Below are 16,316 nucleotides of genomic sequence, written 5' to 3' on the forward strand. Positions count from 1 at the left end.
CTCTAGAAGAACGTCCGGACGTAGTCGACGACCGTGCCGTCCGCCTCCGCCACCGGGATCAGCGGCCACCTGTCGAACGTCGTGCACGGGTGGGACAGACCGAGAGCCACCCAGTCGCCGACCTCCGGACCGGCGTCCGGGCCGGTGCGCAGCCAGGCGTGCTGGTCGGACAGGGCGGTGACCTCCAGGCCGGCCGCGGGACGCTCGGTGCCGTCGGCGCCGCGCACCGCGACCGGCACGGGCAGCCCCAGGTCGTGCGCCGCGTCCCGCTTGCCCGCGTTGAGGAACGCCTCCGTCGGCGAGGGCCGGGAGACGACCTGCGCCCACAGCCGGAACGCCGGCTCCAGGGCGCCCTCCCGCGGCATCCTGCGGAACGGGGTCCGCGCACGGTAGTGGCCGTCGTCGTGCGAGACGTAGGCGCCCGAACGCAGCAGCCGCACCGTGGGCAGGGAGAGCTCCGGCAGCTCCGCGAAGACGTCCGCGACCGCGTCGAACCACTCGCTGCCGCCCGCGCTCACCACGATCTCCCCGGCCCCCGCGAACCGCCCCGCCCGGTCGAACTCCACGGCCAGGGCACACAGCCGCCGCAGCCAGTCCCGCACCCGCTCCGGCGACGCCTGCGGCACCTGCGCCTCGTACCCGGCCACCCCCACCAGCCGCAGCGCGCCCGAGGCGGCCACCGCGTCCGCGACCGCCGCGGCCTCCGCCTCCGTCCGCACCCCGGTGCGGGCGCCCTCCCCCGCGGCCAGCTCCACCACGACGTCCAGCGGGCGCGGGGCGCCGGCGAGGGCCGCGTCCATCAGCCCGACCCCGCGCACGGAGTCGACGTAGCAGACCAGCCGGAAGGACGGGTCGGCGGCGAGCTCGGCGGCGATCCAGCGCAACGCCGCCGCGTCCACCACCTCGTTGGCGAGGAACACCCGCGGCACGCCGAACGCCCGCGCCACCCGCACCTGGTGCGGCACCGCCAGCGTGATCCCCCAGGCCCCGTGCGCGAGCTGGCGCTCGAACAACTGCGGGGCCATGGAGGTCTTGCCGTGCGGCGCGAACGCCAGCCCGTGCCGCGCGGTGTACGCCTCCATGAGGCTCAGGTTGTGCGCGAGGCGCTCGGCGGACAGGGCGAGCAGCGGGGTGGTGAAACCGCCGGTGAACAGGTTGCGGCGCTGGGCGGCCAGCTCCCCGACGGTCAGGCCGTCCGCGTCCGGCGGGAGGCCCTTGAAGCGGTGGTCGACCCGTTCGTCGCCCAGCCGGGCGAGGGCTTGCGCGTCCATGGAGCCTCCGGGACGGGTGACACGGGCGCCTGGACCTGGGCGCCACACCTGCTTCTCTTTCCGCCGATCTTCCCTGACCTGCCCTGACCTTCCCTGATCTTCCCTGATCTTCCCCGAACTTTTCCGACCTCTTACGACCTCTTGCGGCCTCTTGCGGCCTCTTGCGGCCTCTTCTGACCTCTTTCCCGTCTCGTCCGGTCCGTTCTTCGCGCCGTGTAGGCGTCTGATAACGATGCGGGGGCCGACTGGGTGGGGCACAGGAACGTCGACCATACTGCTCCGGTGTGGAGCAGCGCATAGGTTCGAGCAGCCAGCCCGTACAGGGCAAGCCGGTGAAGGTCGAGCCGGTGACGGGCGCCGGTTTCGACCCGGCCTTCATCCCCGGCATCACCCCGCCCGCCGCCGGTGACCCCGAGGACGCCCGGGAACGGGAGCCGGAGGAGACGGACGGGCGCGACGACACGACCGCGCGGGACTCCGCCGAGCCGACCGGACCGACCGGCCCGGCCGGACTCGCGGATTCCGCCGAGCCCACGGGTGCCGCCGATTCCGCCGATTCCGCCGACTCCGGCGAGTCCGGTGAGTCCGCCGAGTCCGTCGAGGAGGAGGCCCCCGACGGCCCCGTCTTCGAGGCCGCCGACCGCCGCGCCCGCATCCTCGCCGACGCCCGTGGCGTACGCCTCCGCCTCGACGACCAGGAGTGCGAGTTCCGCTGGGACGAGATCGGCGCCGTGGAGACCACCGTCCCCCGCCTCGGCAAGCGCTACACGGTCACCGTCCACACCCCCGAAGGCCGCTGGTACCCCATCGAGATCGACGCCCCCTCCCGCGCCCGCATCAAGGAGTGGGAGTCGCAGCTCGACGAGGTCTTGGACGCGTTCTTCGACGACGGGACGGAGGAGCCCACGGCGAAGGACGACAAGGGCGACACGGGCGACAAGGACGACTCGGGCGAAAAGGGCGAGGACTGACCCCCTCAGAGCAGGTGGTCGGCCCGCCCCTCCTTGATCCCGAGGATCAGCGCGCGCAGCGCCTCACGACTGTCGGTCAGGGGGCGGTCCTCCTGACCGACTATGGCGATGTAGGCGTTGCCTTGGGAGTCGGTGCCGAGGCGGAAGCACGAATTCCCTTCACCGCAGAAGGCATCTTCCCAGGTGATGTCGTTCACGGGCCCCTCCTTACAGGTCGTTGGCGATACCGCGGATGAAGTCGCGGGATGCCGAGGGCGAGAGCGCCATGCCCTCCATCCAGTCCAGGTGTGCACGGTACTTCGCCAACTGCGCCTCAGCGTGCAGGAAATCGGGCCCATGTGAGTTGTCGACCTGGACGGTGTCGAGCTGGGGCACGGGACCCTCGGCGTACACGACGGTCTGTCCCGCTCCGGGAAAGATGCCGGCCGCGAACGGGATCACTCTCAGTGCCACGTTGGCCTGCTCGGACTTGCTCAGCAGGTGCTCGAGCTGAGCCCTGACGACCTCCCGTTTGCCGAACCGCATGCGGAGTGCGGCCTCGTGCACGAGGGCGAGAAAGTTCGGCGCACTGTCCCCGTCCAGCACCTGTTGCCGTTCTGCTCGGTGGGCCAGTCGCAGAGCGATCTCGTGCTCAGGCAAGGGAGGTAGTACTGCTCTGAAGACGGCCAAGGCGTGATCGGCCGTTTGCAGCAGTCCCGGGATGTGCACGACGTACGACGCCCGCATCCCTACGGCGTGTGCCTCCAACTCTGCGATGTCCAGCATCCCTTGGGGCAGAGATCCCCGGTATTTCTCCCACCAGCCCCGTCGGGCGGGGCGGGCCATTTCGACCAGCGCCTCGACGTATCGCTCGTCCTGGCAGTCGCAGTTGCAGGCGAGCGTGCGTACACGCTCCGGACTGATGGCGCGAACGCCGGACTCGATGTGCGAGATCTTCCCCCGGTCCACTCCCAGCAACCCGGCGGCGTACTCCGCAGACATGCCCGCTGACGTGCGCATCTTGCGGACTTCGGCGCCGAGGCGCTTCTGACGCTCCGTCGGCGATGTCCTCGCTCCCATGCCCTTCCTTCCCGCTCGCGGTCGTGCGAAGTCTGCCGCGTATACGTACGACCACACCACGATCGGGCGTATCTTTCACTGACCAGGGCCAAATTAGGCACCAGTCTGCGTACATTGAGTAACGCACAAGCAACTCATCGCTGTCGGAAGCGCATCGCGCGAGCCTGCCCGCACGCTCCTTCCCTGGGAGGGGTGGGCCCGCGTCAGGGAGACGAGCCACCGGCAGCCGACGAAGCCATGCACGCATCCCACAGACAAAGGAGCCACCGTGTCCCTGTCCCGCTGCCCCTCCGCCCCGCTGTACACCGCCGACCCCACCACCCCCATCCCCGAGACCCTCGCCTACAGCCTCACCCTCCCCGCAGCCCTGGCCAGCCCGGCACTGGCGAGGGCGACGACGGAGAAGGCGCTGAAGACGCACGGACTGCCCGACCTGCTGGACCCGGCACTGCAGGCGGTCAGCGAACTGACCGCGGTGGCGGCCCAGTTCACGGAGTCCCCGAACTTCTACCTCTCCCTCCGCTACCGCGCCGGCGCCCTCCGCCTGATCACCTACGACAGCCACCCCCGCCACACCCAGCCCCACCTCGCCACGGCCTGCGACGCCCGCCGTCACGCCGCCCTCCGCCTCCTCACCCGCGTCTGCCGCGCCTGCGACGGCGACTGCGGCTTCGGCGAGTCCCGCGAACCGGGCGGCGGAACCCGCACGTGGGCGACCCTGCCGAGGGAGGGAGCGGCGGCATACGGAAGGCTCTGCTAGGAAGTTCTGTCCGGACCAAAGCGGGGCGGGTGACGGCGATCGTTTCCGGGCGGCTCTCCGAAGCGGTGCGAGCAGGAGCCCCGCTACTGAGAACGGCCTGCGGCACCTGCTCATGAATTTCTTTGGCTGGACCACCGGCCATCATCCAGTCGGTGGTCCACCCGAAGAAGTTCAGTGAGCTTCTTCGAGGTGGCCACGGATCAGGTGACGGTCCGCGAGCCGCAACGAGCGAGGCCCCCGGGCTGTTGATCAAGATGTCTGACGTCTCAATCACGCTGCTCGGAGGCCTCGTTGGTCATCTATCCTGCCGCACTTGACCTGCCCCATGCGCTCGTGGAATGGGTCACGATGCTCATCGTCACCTGTGAGGGGGACCGGCGCTGCAAGCTCCGCCCGTCTCAGCGCGCGATGGTGGCACTGGTGTACCTGCGCGAGCACGTCACCCTGGCGAAGATCGCTGCCGGGTTCGGGATCAGCGAGTCCACCGCCCACGCCTACACCAGCGCGGTCATCCACCTGCTCGCCGAACGAGCACCGGGTCTGCTGAAGGTCCTGCGCGAGGCCGACCCCGACTTCGTCTTGCTGGACGGCACCCTCGCCGAGTGCGACCGCGTCGGCGACTCACGCGCGGACTACTCCCACAAGCACCGCCGGCACGGTGTGAACGTGCAGGTGGTCACCGATCCGGACGGCCGGCTGCTGTGGCTCTCGCCCGCGCTGCCGGGCCGGGCTCACGACCTGACCGCCGCCCGCACTCACCGGATCATCCGCATCTGCGAGCGCCAGGGCGTCCCCATCCTGGCCGATCTCGCCTACCAGGGCGGCGGCCCCTGGCTGACCACGGGCATCAAACGCCGACCCCTGCAGGAGTTCACCCCCACCGAGAAGACCGTCAACCGAGCCCTGGCCGCGGCACGGGCACCGGTCGAACGAGGCGTCGCCCGCTTGAAGTCCTGGCGGATCTTCCGCCGATCCCTGTGCAGCCCCAACCGCATGACGTCAATCACCAAAGCCGTCCTCACCCTGGAGCGGCAACGCTGAAGAAGCTCAGTCATGATGTTGTCCTTTTTGCAAAAGCGCGAAGCTATTGCGCAGAGCATCACGAAACTCGAGCTGTGGGTGTTGTCGGGCTGTCCACCGCTGCCAGCGTGACGGATGCCTAGGCATGTCTCCAACCTGATATCGGGGTAATGGGGATCCAGAGAGCGCGTCGTCGAGCCACTCCAACTGCTCCTTGTAGTAATGGCGCGCGGGACCCGTCGGAGCTGCTACGCCGTAAGCGAGTAGCACCCCGGCGCAGGCCTTGAGCTGCGCTTGGAGCTCTACACGAGCCGTCAGCCAGCCATCAGCGCCCGTCCCAAGGATGGCGATGTCTGTAACGCTGGGCGATGGGATAGCGAAAAGATTGCCGATGGTAATGGCATCGTAGCCGAGTAGTTCGCCTGCGAGCGCGACTCGAGCGCGAGTACGGGCGCCATCACCAACAGGTGGGTTCGCCAGAATGCAGAGTAGTGTTCGAACCATTGCTATCGGCGAAGCGTCTGAAGCTTTAGGGCGCGGAGAATGCCGTCCGTGTCCGGCTGACGGAGCCAGTCGTCGCCCTTCGCCCACAGGGTAGCGATGCCGGCACGGCTCTGAGCGTCGAGCCTGTTCAGCAGGCCGGAAACGGCCTCACGTGGGGTATCCCCGAGCGCCAAGACGATCAGCCTGCGGACGCCCTCCGGCGCTGTCTGAAGGGCGTTTACGAGCTCGGCGATTAGGTTGCGCTCAGCCAGCAGGTGCGCAGCGGTAGCGGCCCGGCGCAAGTCATCAGCACGAAGCCAGTCGAGGAGCTCGTCCAGGCACTTCTGGGGCAGGTCCGACGGCATAACCGCCGCTGCGTGCGTCGCGACAAGTACGCTGGGATCGTTGACGAGGTGTATGAGCTTGTCGGGTGTCTTGCGGGCCCCAGTCCCGAGCCCCCAGGCGGCAGCTGCACGCACCTCTTCCGGAAACGTTGGCTCAGTGTTGCTGGCAACCGAGTACAGCGCCTCCACGGCTTCCTCGGAATTGATCTCCGACAGGGAGAACACCGCCTCCATGCGCTCCTCGTCGGTCGAGTCAGCACCTTTAGCGAGCATGAGCAGCGCAGCAACGGACGTGGGGCGCGTGGGGGCGAGGCTAGCGTGTGCTTCGAGGCGCAGGCGCCAGTCATTGGCCTCGTCGTCCGCTATGCCGATGAGGATGTCCTCGACCGGCTCTGTGCCAAGGAACCGGGCCGCCTTGACGGCCGGGAATCGAATGTCATCGTCAGTCGAAAGGAGGTCATTCTGCCAGTTCCAGGACCCGTCGCCGGCGCAGGCGACCGAGTCGGCCATGCGGAAGCAGAATGCGACCGGCTGGCCAGCCTCAAATGCCGTCCCTACTGGCAACGTGTGGAACGTACTCCAACGGCTACCGCCTCCATAGAGATACGTGCTGGCGCCCTTCGTGACGCGAATCCTTTTGAGGCCGTGGTCGACGGTGACGACCTCGCCAGCATAGTTTGGGGCCCACATCGGCCACCTGCGGTCCATTTCCGACCCCTCGGACACGGACTTTCGATTGCCCTCCTTGGATGACCTCAGAGCATCTTCCAAGCTCTGCCGAGTCACGTAGACAAGGTTGGACACTCTCACAGGGTTTGTTTTCATGTCGACACGCGCGAAGGCGAATATGTCGTCTAGGCGCATGCCTCCGTCGCGCCAGGTGCGGCCTGGCAGTGTGGAGTCGGAAAGCTTAACCTCAAGCTTTGTCTTTCCCTTGCACTCGAAACGGCGCCCGCAGCTAACGCACATAAGGTCGGGTAGGCGCATGCGCTTGACCTTCGTCTGCCATACCTTGTTGGCCTTGGCGTACCGCTCGAGCTCGATAATGCGGTGCCCGTGATTGCGTTCGAGGTCTTGTGTAATCGCGTCGGCGGCGTGGACCCCCATGCTCAGGAACCGAGCGAAATCAGCGTCTTCTTTGAAGCCCATCAAATACCTTCGAGTAGTTGTGCAGCATCGACCTTGAGCGCACGCGCGAGGGCAATGATGTTGTCAAGGCTTACGTTGCGCTGACCGCGTTCCAGCGAAGAGACGTAGGTGCGGTGGATCCCTGCAGCTTCCGCGAGCTCTTCTTGCGAGAGACCTGCCAAGAGACGTTGCTCCCGCACACGGTGGCCGAACGCCTCGCGTTGCCGCTGGATGCGGAGTTTGTCGGACGCCTGCGTCATGATGTCCAAGGACGCTAGGACGGTGCAGACGATGGGTCTACAGACTATGAGTAACATTGCTGGCATGGCTGAAGAGATCGTGGTGGGCCGTGGTGACCCTGTCTATCTCGCGCACGCCTACCTGACGAAGGTCCCCGTGCCTGCCATTGTGCCGTTCATCGAGGCCTACTGTCCGCCTGGCGGCGTTGTGGTCGACCCGTTCGCCGGGTCTGGCATGACGGGGGTAGCAGCACGGATCACTGGGCGCCGGGCCCGCCTGTCGGACATTTCAGTACTGGGGCGTCACATCGGCTCTAATTACATTAATATGGTCGAAGCGGGCGAGTTTACCAGGGCTGCGCAGGCTGTCATCAAGCGGGCCAAGGATGCTGTCGGCAAGATCTATGAGGTCCCCTGCAGTGGGTGCGGTGGAACCGGCCAGCTTGCGAAGACCGTCTGGAGCGTTCTGGTGAGGTGTGCGGGCTGTGAGAAGCCCGTGAACTATTACCACTCGCTCGAGGCTGCGAAGTGGTTGAAGCCGAAGATGGTCTGTCCTCATTGCGCGGCCCACATTTCGAGCAGGCTCGAGCGTGTAGGTGAGCAGCCTGTGGTCGACTACGTCAACTGCGCGTGCTCCCCCAGGCAGCGTGAGCAGCCGGCGGTTGCTGCGCCGAGTGTCGACGTCGACGGCCTGGACTTCCCCCGCGTTGAAATTACGCCTGACCGAGAGATGTACCGGGCGTCTGCTTTGGGAAAAAGCGGCTATACGACCGTGGCTTCGTTCTACTCGCCGCGTAATCTGCGCACTCTGGTGGCCCTGTACGACGAAATCCGCGGGCTTGAGGACCATGCCCTTAGTCAAAAGCTGCTGTTCGCATTCACCGCGACGCTGACTCGGGCGAGTAAGCGGTACCAGTGGTCGCATAAACGCCCACTGAACGCCGCGAACCAGAACTACTACATTGCCCCGGTTTTCTACGAGTGGAACGTCTTCGAGCTATTCGAGCGTAAGACGACCGCCGTACTGAAGGCTGATGATTGGATCCGGGCGCAGGCATTCATGCGCAACGTGGACGCGGACACGGTGCCCGTTGAGTACGTCACGGAGAGCGCTGCAGAGCTATCCCTGCCAGATGCGAGCGTGGACTACGTGTTCACGGATCCGCCGTTCGGTTCGAATCTCTTCTACGCGGATATGGCTCTGTTCCAGGAGGGTTGGCTGGATGGCTTTACGGATGTCAGCAAGGAAGCGGTGATCGATCGCTCCACCGGCACGAAACGCACGGCGGACCGGTACGAGACACTGCTGACGGAGTCGCTCAAGCAGTGCCGCCGCATCCTGAAGCCCGGCGGGCGCATTTCGATGGTCTTCGGTAATTCCTCGGGCAAGATCTGGGCAGTGGTCCAGCGAGCAGTCGCAGCAGCCGGCCTGCGCATCGAGCCGGAGAAGATTGTCATCCTGAATAAGGGACAGCGCTCCGTGAAAGGTCTGGCCTCAGGTTTCGAGCACGTCGCTACGCTCGACCTTGTCCTGACGATGGTTCCGCAGGATGACGCCGAGGCTTCGTTCAAGCAGCCGACGGCTGCGGAGGTTGCTGCGGCGACGCGAGAGCTTGCTGGCGCTCCCGGTCCTGCCTCCCCGAGCCATCTGTACCTGGAGCTGCTTCGCCGTGCGCTTCGGGAAGGGTGGAGCGTCGCGGACCTCAACCTGCAGACAGTGACGGTAACGCTGCTGGATGACGGGTGGAGCATCGACCCGAAGACGGGCCTACTGGTCGAACCCGAGTAGGCGCTTTGAGTAACCAGAGGGGCCGCCGCCTCAACAAGGGGTGGCTGCCCTTCTGGCTTTTAGCCTCGCGCTTTCATGAAGCCGACTGTCCGGCAAGCGGGCAGGTGAGTGAAAATATCTCTGAGTAACGAGAATGAGGATTGCTGAGGTTTGTTCCATTTGAAGTCGAAGGTGCTTTCTAGGTCAAGAAGCTTATCGGGTCCTACTCGCGTGTCCATGTTGAGAGCGGCGTCTGCCAGATCGTCTCCCAGAATTGCTCGAAACCGCCGATAGGTGCGGTTTTCAAGGTTGGCCTTGACCGGGCGATATCTGCGGCACCGGTGCCGTGGCGTAAACCGCTGATCGCCCAAGATTTTGGGCAAGATATTTCTGGCCTTGTGCCGACGGTCGCGCTCGGCGGGGACTACCTGGCCGACATCGTGATGTTGCAGGCCGAGCTGGCCGTGTTCGGGCCGGTTGCCTCCGGTCCGACGATCTCCCGCCTGATCGATACGCATGTCACCACAGGTGGAAGGGCACTGGGCTCGATCTACTCGGCTCGGGCGAAGTCCGCTGGTATGTCTGGACGTTGGCCGAAGGCCAGGCAGCGAAAACCTTTGGAATTATCAGGAGAAATCCTCGACGAGGATCCAGTACTCGCCGCCTTCTTTGCTCACCGCGCATACGCGGTGGCCGCTCGCGGAACGTGTGACGAAAAGGAGCTCGCCGTCTGGATCCTTCAGTGCAGAGATATTTATTGCGTCGGTCAACCTGACGTGGATCCATTCGTGCTTCAGGCTACCGGCGACAAGGAAAGTTCCATCATCGGCCAGGACGCCTCCGCTTTGCGCATGGGTCTTCCAGGCGTTGTACGCCTTCTGGTCGGCTTTCGCGATTCCTGCGGAAATCCGCTGCACGGGCTTGACTTCAACGTTGACTACTCGACGAAACGCCTCCGTAACGCTGGGTCTTCCGGCGGCGACCGAATTGATCACCTCTAGGCCCGCAGCGCGGAGGCGAGAATAGATCTCCGCGTTGTCTGTAGTCACTCCGTCCTCCTATCGCCTGTAGAAGAAGTGGTGATCCCCGCCGGGCTTGTTCAGAGCGCGGTACCGTTCCATGGTTTCGTAGCCTTGCTTACTGTTGTCCCATCCAAAATTAACTCCGTTCCTGGTTCGGTCCTCGGAGGTGAACCCCTTGGGAGCCCCTGCATGGAAGTGTGGTCCTGCCGGGTCGTGCGTATGCTCCACGATAACGCGTGAGCCGCTCTCCGTTTCGAACTGACGGAATTCTCCCCAGTGTGTCGGGTCAGGTGAATACACATGCCCTGGCAGGTGCTTCAGTGTCTTGTCCCCCATTACACTCCACTCCGCGTCAGGTGATGTCCCGTAGGGGACTCCGGCTACCTCAAACGCGGCACGCTCTGCTTCCTCGCGACGATCAAAGGGATTTCCCTTTTCCCCCTTCGGATAGTCCGGGGCCAAACCCAGAGGGTCTACCCAGGTGTGCGGGTTGTGGACGTAGACATCGGGGTTGGGGGCAGGTGTGAGGCCGAGCGGGTCGGGGGTGAGGTAGCGGGCGGTTTCCGGGTCGTAGTGGCGGAAGTAGTTGTAGTGGAGGCCGGTTTCGGGGTCGTAGTACTGGCCGGGGAAGCGCAGGGGAGTGTAGGTGGTGCTGTTCGCCGCCCAGGCGGTGGTGCCCCACAGGGTGGTGCGGGTGTGCCAGGCGAGATCGCCTCGTTCGTCGACCAGTTCGGTGGGGGTGCCGACGAGGTCGGTGACGATGGCGAAGAAGCGGGAGTCGATCTCCTGCTGCGGGGCGTCGGCGGCGGGCAGGAGGCGTTCGGTCTGGGCGATGGGGTGCAGGCCCTGGTGGTCCCAGGTGAGGGCCACCGGGTGAGGCAGGTCGGGGGAGGTGGTGGTCTGCTCGCACAGGGTCGTGCCGTCCCAGGTGAAGTCGACGCGTTCGACGACCGTTTCGCCGTCCTGGGCCAGGCGGAGTTTGGCGGTGCGGCGGCCCAGCGGGTCGTAGGTGTAGCGCCAGCGGGTGCCGTCGGGGGTGACGACCGAGGTGAGGCGGTCCTCGGCGTCCCATTCGTAGCGCCAGGTGTCGGGTCGGCGGGACAGGCGGGTCTTCTGGCGCAGGGTGATGCGGCCCAGGGCGTCGTGTGCGTAGCGGACGCGTCCGGCGCGGGTGAGGCGGGTGCCGGTGTAGGCGCGCTCGCCGGTGGCCTCGGCGCCCGGGTGGGTGGCCGGCCAGGAGGCGTGGGTCTGGTTGCCGGCCGTGTCGTAGGCGTAGGTCTCGGTCCAGTGCGCCGCGTGCACGGCCGTGACCCGGCCTGCCGCGTCCAGGTCGAAGCGGCGGGGGCCGGAGAGCTGGTCGTCGATGCCGATGAGGTTGCCGTCGGCGCGGTAGTGGTACGAGCGGTGCTGCAGCCGGCGGCCGGCCGGGCCCGTCACCGACTGGCGCGTCAGGCGGCCGGCGGTGTCGAAGGCGTGCTCCAGGGTGATCGTCTCGCCGATGCGGCGGGACAGTTCGCGGCCGGCCGCGTCGTAGGTGAAGTCGACGGGGCGGCCCGAGGACAGCAGGCCCGTGCGGCGGCCGGCCGCGTCGTACGTCCACCTCGTCGTCGCGTCGGTCGGGGTCGTACGGCCCGTGCGGCGGCCCAGTTCGTCGTACGTGTAGGTCAGGGTGCGGCCGTCGACCGTCTCCGAGCGGACGCGGCCGTGGCGGTCCCGGAGGATGGTGAGGGTCGTGCCGTCGGGGCCCGTGGCCTGGGCGAGCTGGTCGGTCAGGTCGTAGGCGTACGTCGTGACCCGCCCGGCCGCGTCCTTGCGGACGACCCGGCCGAGGGCGTCGCGTTCGAAGGACACGACCTGGCCGAGCGCGTCGGTGCGGGACGTCAGGCGGCCCGCCGCATCGTAGGCGTACGTCAGGGTGCGGCCGTCGAAGTCCGTCTCCGCGACGAGACGGCCGGCCGGGTCGTACGCGTAACTCCAGGTCAGGCCCTGCGGGTTGGTGACCTTGGTCAGGCGCAGCTCGGTGTCGTGCTCGAACTCGTGGCGCACCCCGTCCGGGCCGGTGCGGGCGGTCAGCAGGTCGAAGTGGGTGTACTCGAAGCGGGTCACGCCGCCGAGCGGGTCGGTGTGGGTGGTGCAGTTGCCCTCGCCGTCGTACGTCCAGGACTCCGTCGTGCCGTCGGGGGCCGTGCGGCGCAGCAACTGCCCCTCGACCGACCACTCCAGGCGCGTCACCGCGCCCGTCGGGTCGGTGATCGCGACCGGGCGGCCGAAGGCGTCGCGCTCGTAGGTCGTGGTCGCGCCCAGGGGGTCGGTGACCGACACCGGCAGGCCCGCGCGGTCGCAGCGGACGGTGGTGGTGTGGCCGGCCGGGTCGGTGACGGAGGTGAGGCGGCCCGCCTCGTCGTACGTGAAGCGGGTGGTCAGGCCGGCCGGGTCGGTGACCGAGGTGCGGTTGCCGCGGTCGTCGTACGTCTGGTGCCAGACCGTGCCGTCGAACCGCACCACCTTCACCGGCAGGCCGGGCGCGCCGTACTCGGCCGTCGCGCGCCGCCCGTCCGGGCGGGTCACGCAGACCAGGTTGCCGGCGTCGTCGTAGTCGTACGTCGTGGTGTGGCCGAGGGGGTCGGTGACGGACAGCAGGCGGTGGTGGCGGTCGCGCCGGTAGCGGGTGACCGCGCCCAGGGGGTCGATCTCGGCCACGACCTGGCAGGCGTCGTTGACGAGGTAGCGGCGGGTGTGGCCCTCGGCGGTCGTGGCCGTCGTCGTGCGCAGGCCCGTCTCCGGGTCCCGGTCCCCGTACGTCAGGCGCAGGCTCATGTGGCCGGCCGAGCCGCCCTCGGCGACGCAGCGGTCCCGGTCGTCGTACGCGTAGGTGTAGCCGCGGCCGTTGGTGTCCGTCCACGAGGTGACGCGGCCGGCGTCGTCGTACGTGAAGCGCAGGGGGAGGCCGGAGGAGTTGACGACCTCGGTGAGGTTGCCGTCGGTGTAGCCGTACCGTTTCAGCTCCTGGCCCGTGGCGGCCAGGTGGAGTGCGGTGACCCGGCCCGCCTCGGTGGTGACGCGGACCTCGTGCCCGGCGCTGGAGACGATGGCCAGCGGGGTGCCGTCGGCGTCGTACTCGAAGGTGATCCAGTTGCCGTTGCGGTCGTCGATCTGCTCCAGGACGGCGAGGGAGTCGCCGCGGTCGGCGAAGTGCCAGGTGCGGCGGGTGGCGGGATCGGTGACCGTGTAGCCGCCGTCCACGCGGGCGAGGGGCCGGCGGGGGCCGTGGCCGGGCAGGGTGGGCAGGCCGGGGGCGGGATGGGGGTAGGCCAGGAGCAGGCCGTCCTCGGTGACGAGGACGACGCCCTCGGAGTCGATCTCCAGGCGCTGGTCGAGGGTCGAGGACCAGGAGGGACCGAACCAGCGGCCGAAGCGGTAGCCGGACTCGACGCGGCGCTTGACGACCAGGGGCAGGGCGCCGGGCAGTTCGACGTCCGTCTGCGGCAGGTACATCCTGCCGGTGGCGAGGTTGATCGGGTCCGTGCCGTCGCTGTGGACGGAGTCCTGCTCGTGGGACACCCCGTGGGGGTCGTCGGAGACCCGGTCCCGGGCGGTGTGCCCCGCGTTCCGCTCCGCCCGCTCCGCCGCGCTCTCCACGCCCCGGCGGATCCCGGCCGCGCCGGCTTCCTCCGTCGCCTTGGCGGCCGTGCGCAGCCCGAGGCGCCCCAGCCCGGCCCCGTCCGTGCCGATCAGGTCGAGGAGCACCCGGCCGGAGTACTCGCTGGGGTCCTTCGTGAAGTCCTCGTACACCGCCTTGACCGTCCGCTCCGGGTGGGTCGCGGAACCGACCAGACCGGCGAGGGTCATGCTCGCGTTCTCGAGGTAGGCCGCCGGGTGGGTGAGGTTGTAGGGGTCGGTGGGATTGAGACCGCGGGCGAAGTCGACGATGTCACCGGCGCCCTTGACCACACCGCCCAGGACGTGGGTGAGTTCGACCGCCTCCGCCGCCCTGAGATCGACGTAGTCGGCCTTCAGCCGGTCCACGGCGGACGGCCTGGCGGGGGCGTGGGCCAGGGCGGCGCGCACGGAGCGCGCGGCGGTGCCGGCGGCGTCGTCACGCTGGCGGCGCGCGTCCTGGAGGATCTCCCGGGCGTGCGCGACGTCGGCCTTGCCGGGATCGGTGAAGGGGCCCGGACGCGGGCCGGGGTCCTCGCCCTTCTCGACGGCCGCGTTGTAGGCGTCGACGCGCTCGTTGTAGGTCTCCGCCGCCTCCTTGGACGCCTTCACGCCCTTCCGGTAGAGCTTGACGGCCTCCTCGGCCCGGCCCTGCGCCCAGGTGACGGTGTCGGCGTACGTCTCCAGTGCCGTGGCCGCCTTGTCGCAGGCGTCCGCGGCGTGCAGCCACTTGACGGGGTGCAGGGCGAACTTCTCGCGGAAGGTGTCGGCGGCCTCGCCCTTCCAGTGCGAGGAGTCCAGCTTCCGCATGCCCTGGCCGACCTTGTCGAAGGCCTTGTGGAAGTTCTTGAGGTGCTTGGCGGTGGCGCGGATGGCGGACGCGTCGCCGTGCACCAGTTCCTTGGGGTCGTCCGTCTCCCCGAGCTGCCGCTCGCCCGGGGTGGCGCCCAGATCGGAGGCGATGCGGTCGCCGACGTCCTCCACCTTGTCGGCCCAGCCGTGCGCCCCGGCCCGGTCCAGGACGTCGCCGACGACGTCGGTGCCCTTGTCGATGCCCTCGCCGACGAGCTTCTTGCCCGCGTCCCAGGCGTGCTCCGCCTTGTCGAGGTAGTCGCCGAGCCCCATCAGCGGGCGTCCTCCCCCTGCTCGTCGGAGTGCTGCTCATCGGAGTACCGGGCCTCGGCGTAGGCCTCCAAGGCGTCCCGCGCGAGCTGCGGGCCCGGCAGGCCGCCCACGACCCGGGCGGACAGGACGTCCTGCTTCGCCTGCTCCAGGCTCTGCTCGCCGACGTCGGCGGCGTGCCGGAAGGGCTGCGCGCTGTAGTCGGGGTGCGCGAACGCGTTGCCGTCCGCCAGGCCGCCCCAGCTCGTCTTCGTCACCTCGTCCTCGGTGGCGTACGGGTTGCCGATCAGCGAGTTGGCCAGCACCTTGAAGGAACCCTCGAGGTACTGCTCGGTCTCGTGGAACGTCCCCGCCGACAGGCCCACCGCCTGCGCGAAGCCGTTGCCCTCCTCGACGAGCGCCCGCACGCCCCACTCCCAGCGCTCACAGAACGACGCGAACGCCGATGTCAGGTCGTCGTGGCCCAACTCCAGACCGGACAGCTTCAGTTCGGAGAAACCCCGGCCCGCGCCGGCCCAACCCGTGAGACCGAGCTGCTCCAGCTCGCTCAGCGTGTTCGTGATGCCCTGGGCGATGAGATCGAGGCCGTCGACCTGGAGGTCCTTGCCGTTGCCACCGTTGCCGCCGTTGCCGCCGTTGCCACCGCTCATTGCGGTGCCTCCCCCTGAATCCTCTGAAGCTTTCCGTGGTGCTCCGTGTCCACGGCCGCCGGGTGGTGCTCCACGTCCACGGCCGCCGCGTCCGGCACGATCCCGGACACCGGCGGGAACAGCACACCGTCCGGACTGCCGACGTCGAGTGCGACGCCGCACGGAACCCCGACCGCCGGTACGGCGGCGTCCAGCAACCGGGCGCCGAGCACCCGCTGATACGCCCACTCCCGCCGGCTTCCGCCCCTCGCGATCGCGAATCGGGCCAGTGCCTCCTCGTGCGAGAAGGCGTAGATCCACCGGATGCCGCCGTAGTCCGCGGTCAGCGGGACCTCGTCCTCGTCCAGCGGCAGCAGGACGGGCGTACGGCGGAACTCGCCCAGCAGCACGGCGAATTCGCGGCGCCTGGCGGCGACGTCGGCCGGCTCGGCGGGAGGGGCGGAGGGCGGAGTCGCGGCCGATGGGGCAGGGGCTTCCGACGGTTGAGGGGACGGTGCCGTGGGGTGGGCGGGTGGTGCCGCTGCCGACGAACCGTCAACTTCCGTTCCGGGCCTTGCCGTATCGACGTAGTCGAGGAGCCGGGACCGGCGTATGTGCCCTGCCGTGCTGTCGCTGCCCCCGTGATCAGCCATGCCGGAAATCATCACATCAGCGCTTTGCTGGAGGCAACGCGGACATGCGGGAGCGGGAGTGGGAGCGGAAGCGGTGTTGCGGCCGCTCTGCTCCGCCCTGAGCCGCCTCACCGGTTGCGCACATGGATACCGTGCGCAACCGCGGACACCGTGGGCACCTGCGGACACCGCGTGTCCACGGACCCCCGTG

Annotated in this window: 13 protein-coding genes; 5 read left to right on the forward strand and 8 right to left on the reverse strand. The window is 68.0% G+C overall.

The genetic code is table 11. The annotated features are described in order from the left end of the window. Window positions 1-2: 2 nt before the first annotated feature. Window positions 3-1,271 (reverse strand): alanine racemase, encoded by a 1,269-nt coding sequence (locus IE225_RS17515; protein WP_190058472.1) that lies wholly within the window; start codon window positions 1,269-1,271, stop codon window positions 3-5. Window positions 1,272-1,555: 284 nt separating this feature from the next. Between IE225_RS17515 and IE225_RS17520 the strand changes: the two genes are divergently transcribed. Further along, window positions 1,556-2,242: a hypothetical protein gene (locus IE225_RS17520; protein WP_190058473.1), complete on the forward strand. Its 687-nt coding sequence runs from the start codon at window positions 1,556-1,558 to the stop codon at window positions 2,240-2,242. Window positions 2,243-2,247: 5 nt separating this feature from the next. On the opposite strand, the gene IE225_RS17525 is transcribed toward IE225_RS17520, so the two are convergent. Beyond that, window positions 2,248-2,439: a hypothetical protein gene (locus IE225_RS17525; protein WP_190058474.1), complete on the reverse strand. Its 192-nt coding sequence runs from the start codon at window positions 2,437-2,439 to the stop codon at window positions 2,248-2,250. A 10-nt stretch (window positions 2,440-2,449) separates the two neighbouring features. Next, on the reverse strand, window positions 2,450-3,301 hold the full coding sequence (locus IE225_RS17530; RefSeq protein WP_190058475.1) for a helix-turn-helix domain-containing protein: 852 nt from the start codon (window positions 3,299-3,301) through the stop codon (window positions 2,450-2,452). A gap of 268 nt (window positions 3,302-3,569) precedes the next feature. On the opposite strand from IE225_RS17530, the gene IE225_RS17535 reads away from it, so the two are divergent. Next, window positions 3,570-4,061, forward strand: a complete 492-nt coding sequence (locus IE225_RS17535) for an ATP-binding protein (RefSeq protein ID WP_190058476.1) — start codon at window positions 3,570-3,572, stop codon at window positions 4,059-4,061. Window positions 4,062-4,352: 291 nt separating this feature from the next. Continuing rightward, entirely contained in the window at window positions 4,353-5,102 is a 750-nt protein-coding gene (locus tag IE225_RS17540) for a transposase family protein (protein ID WP_190058477.1), read from the forward strand. Between the two features lie 485 nt (window positions 5,103-5,587). Here IE225_RS17540 and IE225_RS17545 read toward each other — a convergent pair whose 3' ends face one another. Beyond that, the gene (locus IE225_RS17545; protein ID WP_190058478.1) at window positions 5,588-7,057 is read right to left on the reverse strand and encodes a HEAT repeat domain-containing protein; all 1,470 of its coding nucleotides are present in this window, start codon (window positions 7,055-7,057) and stop codon (window positions 5,588-5,590) included. Next, on the reverse strand, window positions 7,057-7,296 hold the full coding sequence (locus IE225_RS17550) for a helix-turn-helix domain-containing protein (protein ID WP_190058558.1): 240 nt from the start codon (window positions 7,294-7,296) through the stop codon (window positions 7,057-7,059). The genes IE225_RS17545 and IE225_RS17550 overlap by 1 nt, the downstream gene beginning before the upstream one ends. A 64-nt stretch (window positions 7,297-7,360) precedes the next feature. Between IE225_RS17550 and IE225_RS17555 the strand changes: the two genes are divergently transcribed. Both IE225_RS17555 and IE225_RS17560 read left to right on the forward strand, forming a co-directional pair. Beyond that, on the forward strand, window positions 7,361-9,064 hold the full coding sequence (locus IE225_RS17555) for a DNA methyltransferase (protein ID WP_229879644.1): 1,704 nt from the start codon (window positions 7,361-7,363) through the stop codon (window positions 9,062-9,064). Between the two features lie 320 nt (window positions 9,065-9,384). Next, window positions 9,385-10,044, forward strand: coding sequence for a hypothetical protein (locus tag IE225_RS17560; RefSeq protein ID WP_190058480.1), 660 nt, complete (start codon window positions 9,385-9,387; stop codon window positions 10,042-10,044). Between the two features lie 57 nt (window positions 10,045-10,101). Here the strand turns inward: IE225_RS17560 and IE225_RS17565 are convergent, their stop codons facing one another. Genes IE225_RS17565 through IE225_RS17575 form a run of 3 tightly spaced genes read right to left on the reverse strand, consistent with a single transcriptional unit; the run spans window position 10,102 to window position 15,883 of the window. After that, window positions 10,102-14,847, reverse strand: a complete 4,746-nt coding sequence (locus IE225_RS17565; protein ID WP_190058481.1) for a putative T7SS-secreted protein — start codon at window positions 14,845-14,847, stop codon at window positions 10,102-10,104. Continuing rightward, complete coding sequence (locus IE225_RS17570) at window positions 14,847-15,494, reverse strand: hypothetical protein (protein WP_190058482.1); 648 nt, start codon at window positions 15,492-15,494, stop codon at window positions 14,847-14,849. The genes IE225_RS17565 and IE225_RS17570 overlap by 1 nt, the downstream gene beginning before the upstream one ends. Continuing rightward, window positions 15,491-15,883 (reverse strand): SseB family protein, encoded by a 393-nt coding sequence (locus IE225_RS17575; RefSeq protein ID WP_373303212.1) that lies wholly within the window; start codon window positions 15,881-15,883, stop codon window positions 15,491-15,493. Before IE225_RS17575 ends, IE225_RS17570 begins: the two co-directional genes overlap by 4 nt. Between the last annotated feature and the right edge of the window lie 433 nt (window positions 15,884-16,316).

The sequence above is a fragment of the Streptomyces echinoruber genome, from assembly GCF_014651135.1.
GTDB classification, from domain to species: Bacteria; Actinomycetota; Actinomycetes; order Streptomycetales; family Streptomycetaceae; genus Streptomyces; species Streptomyces echinoruber.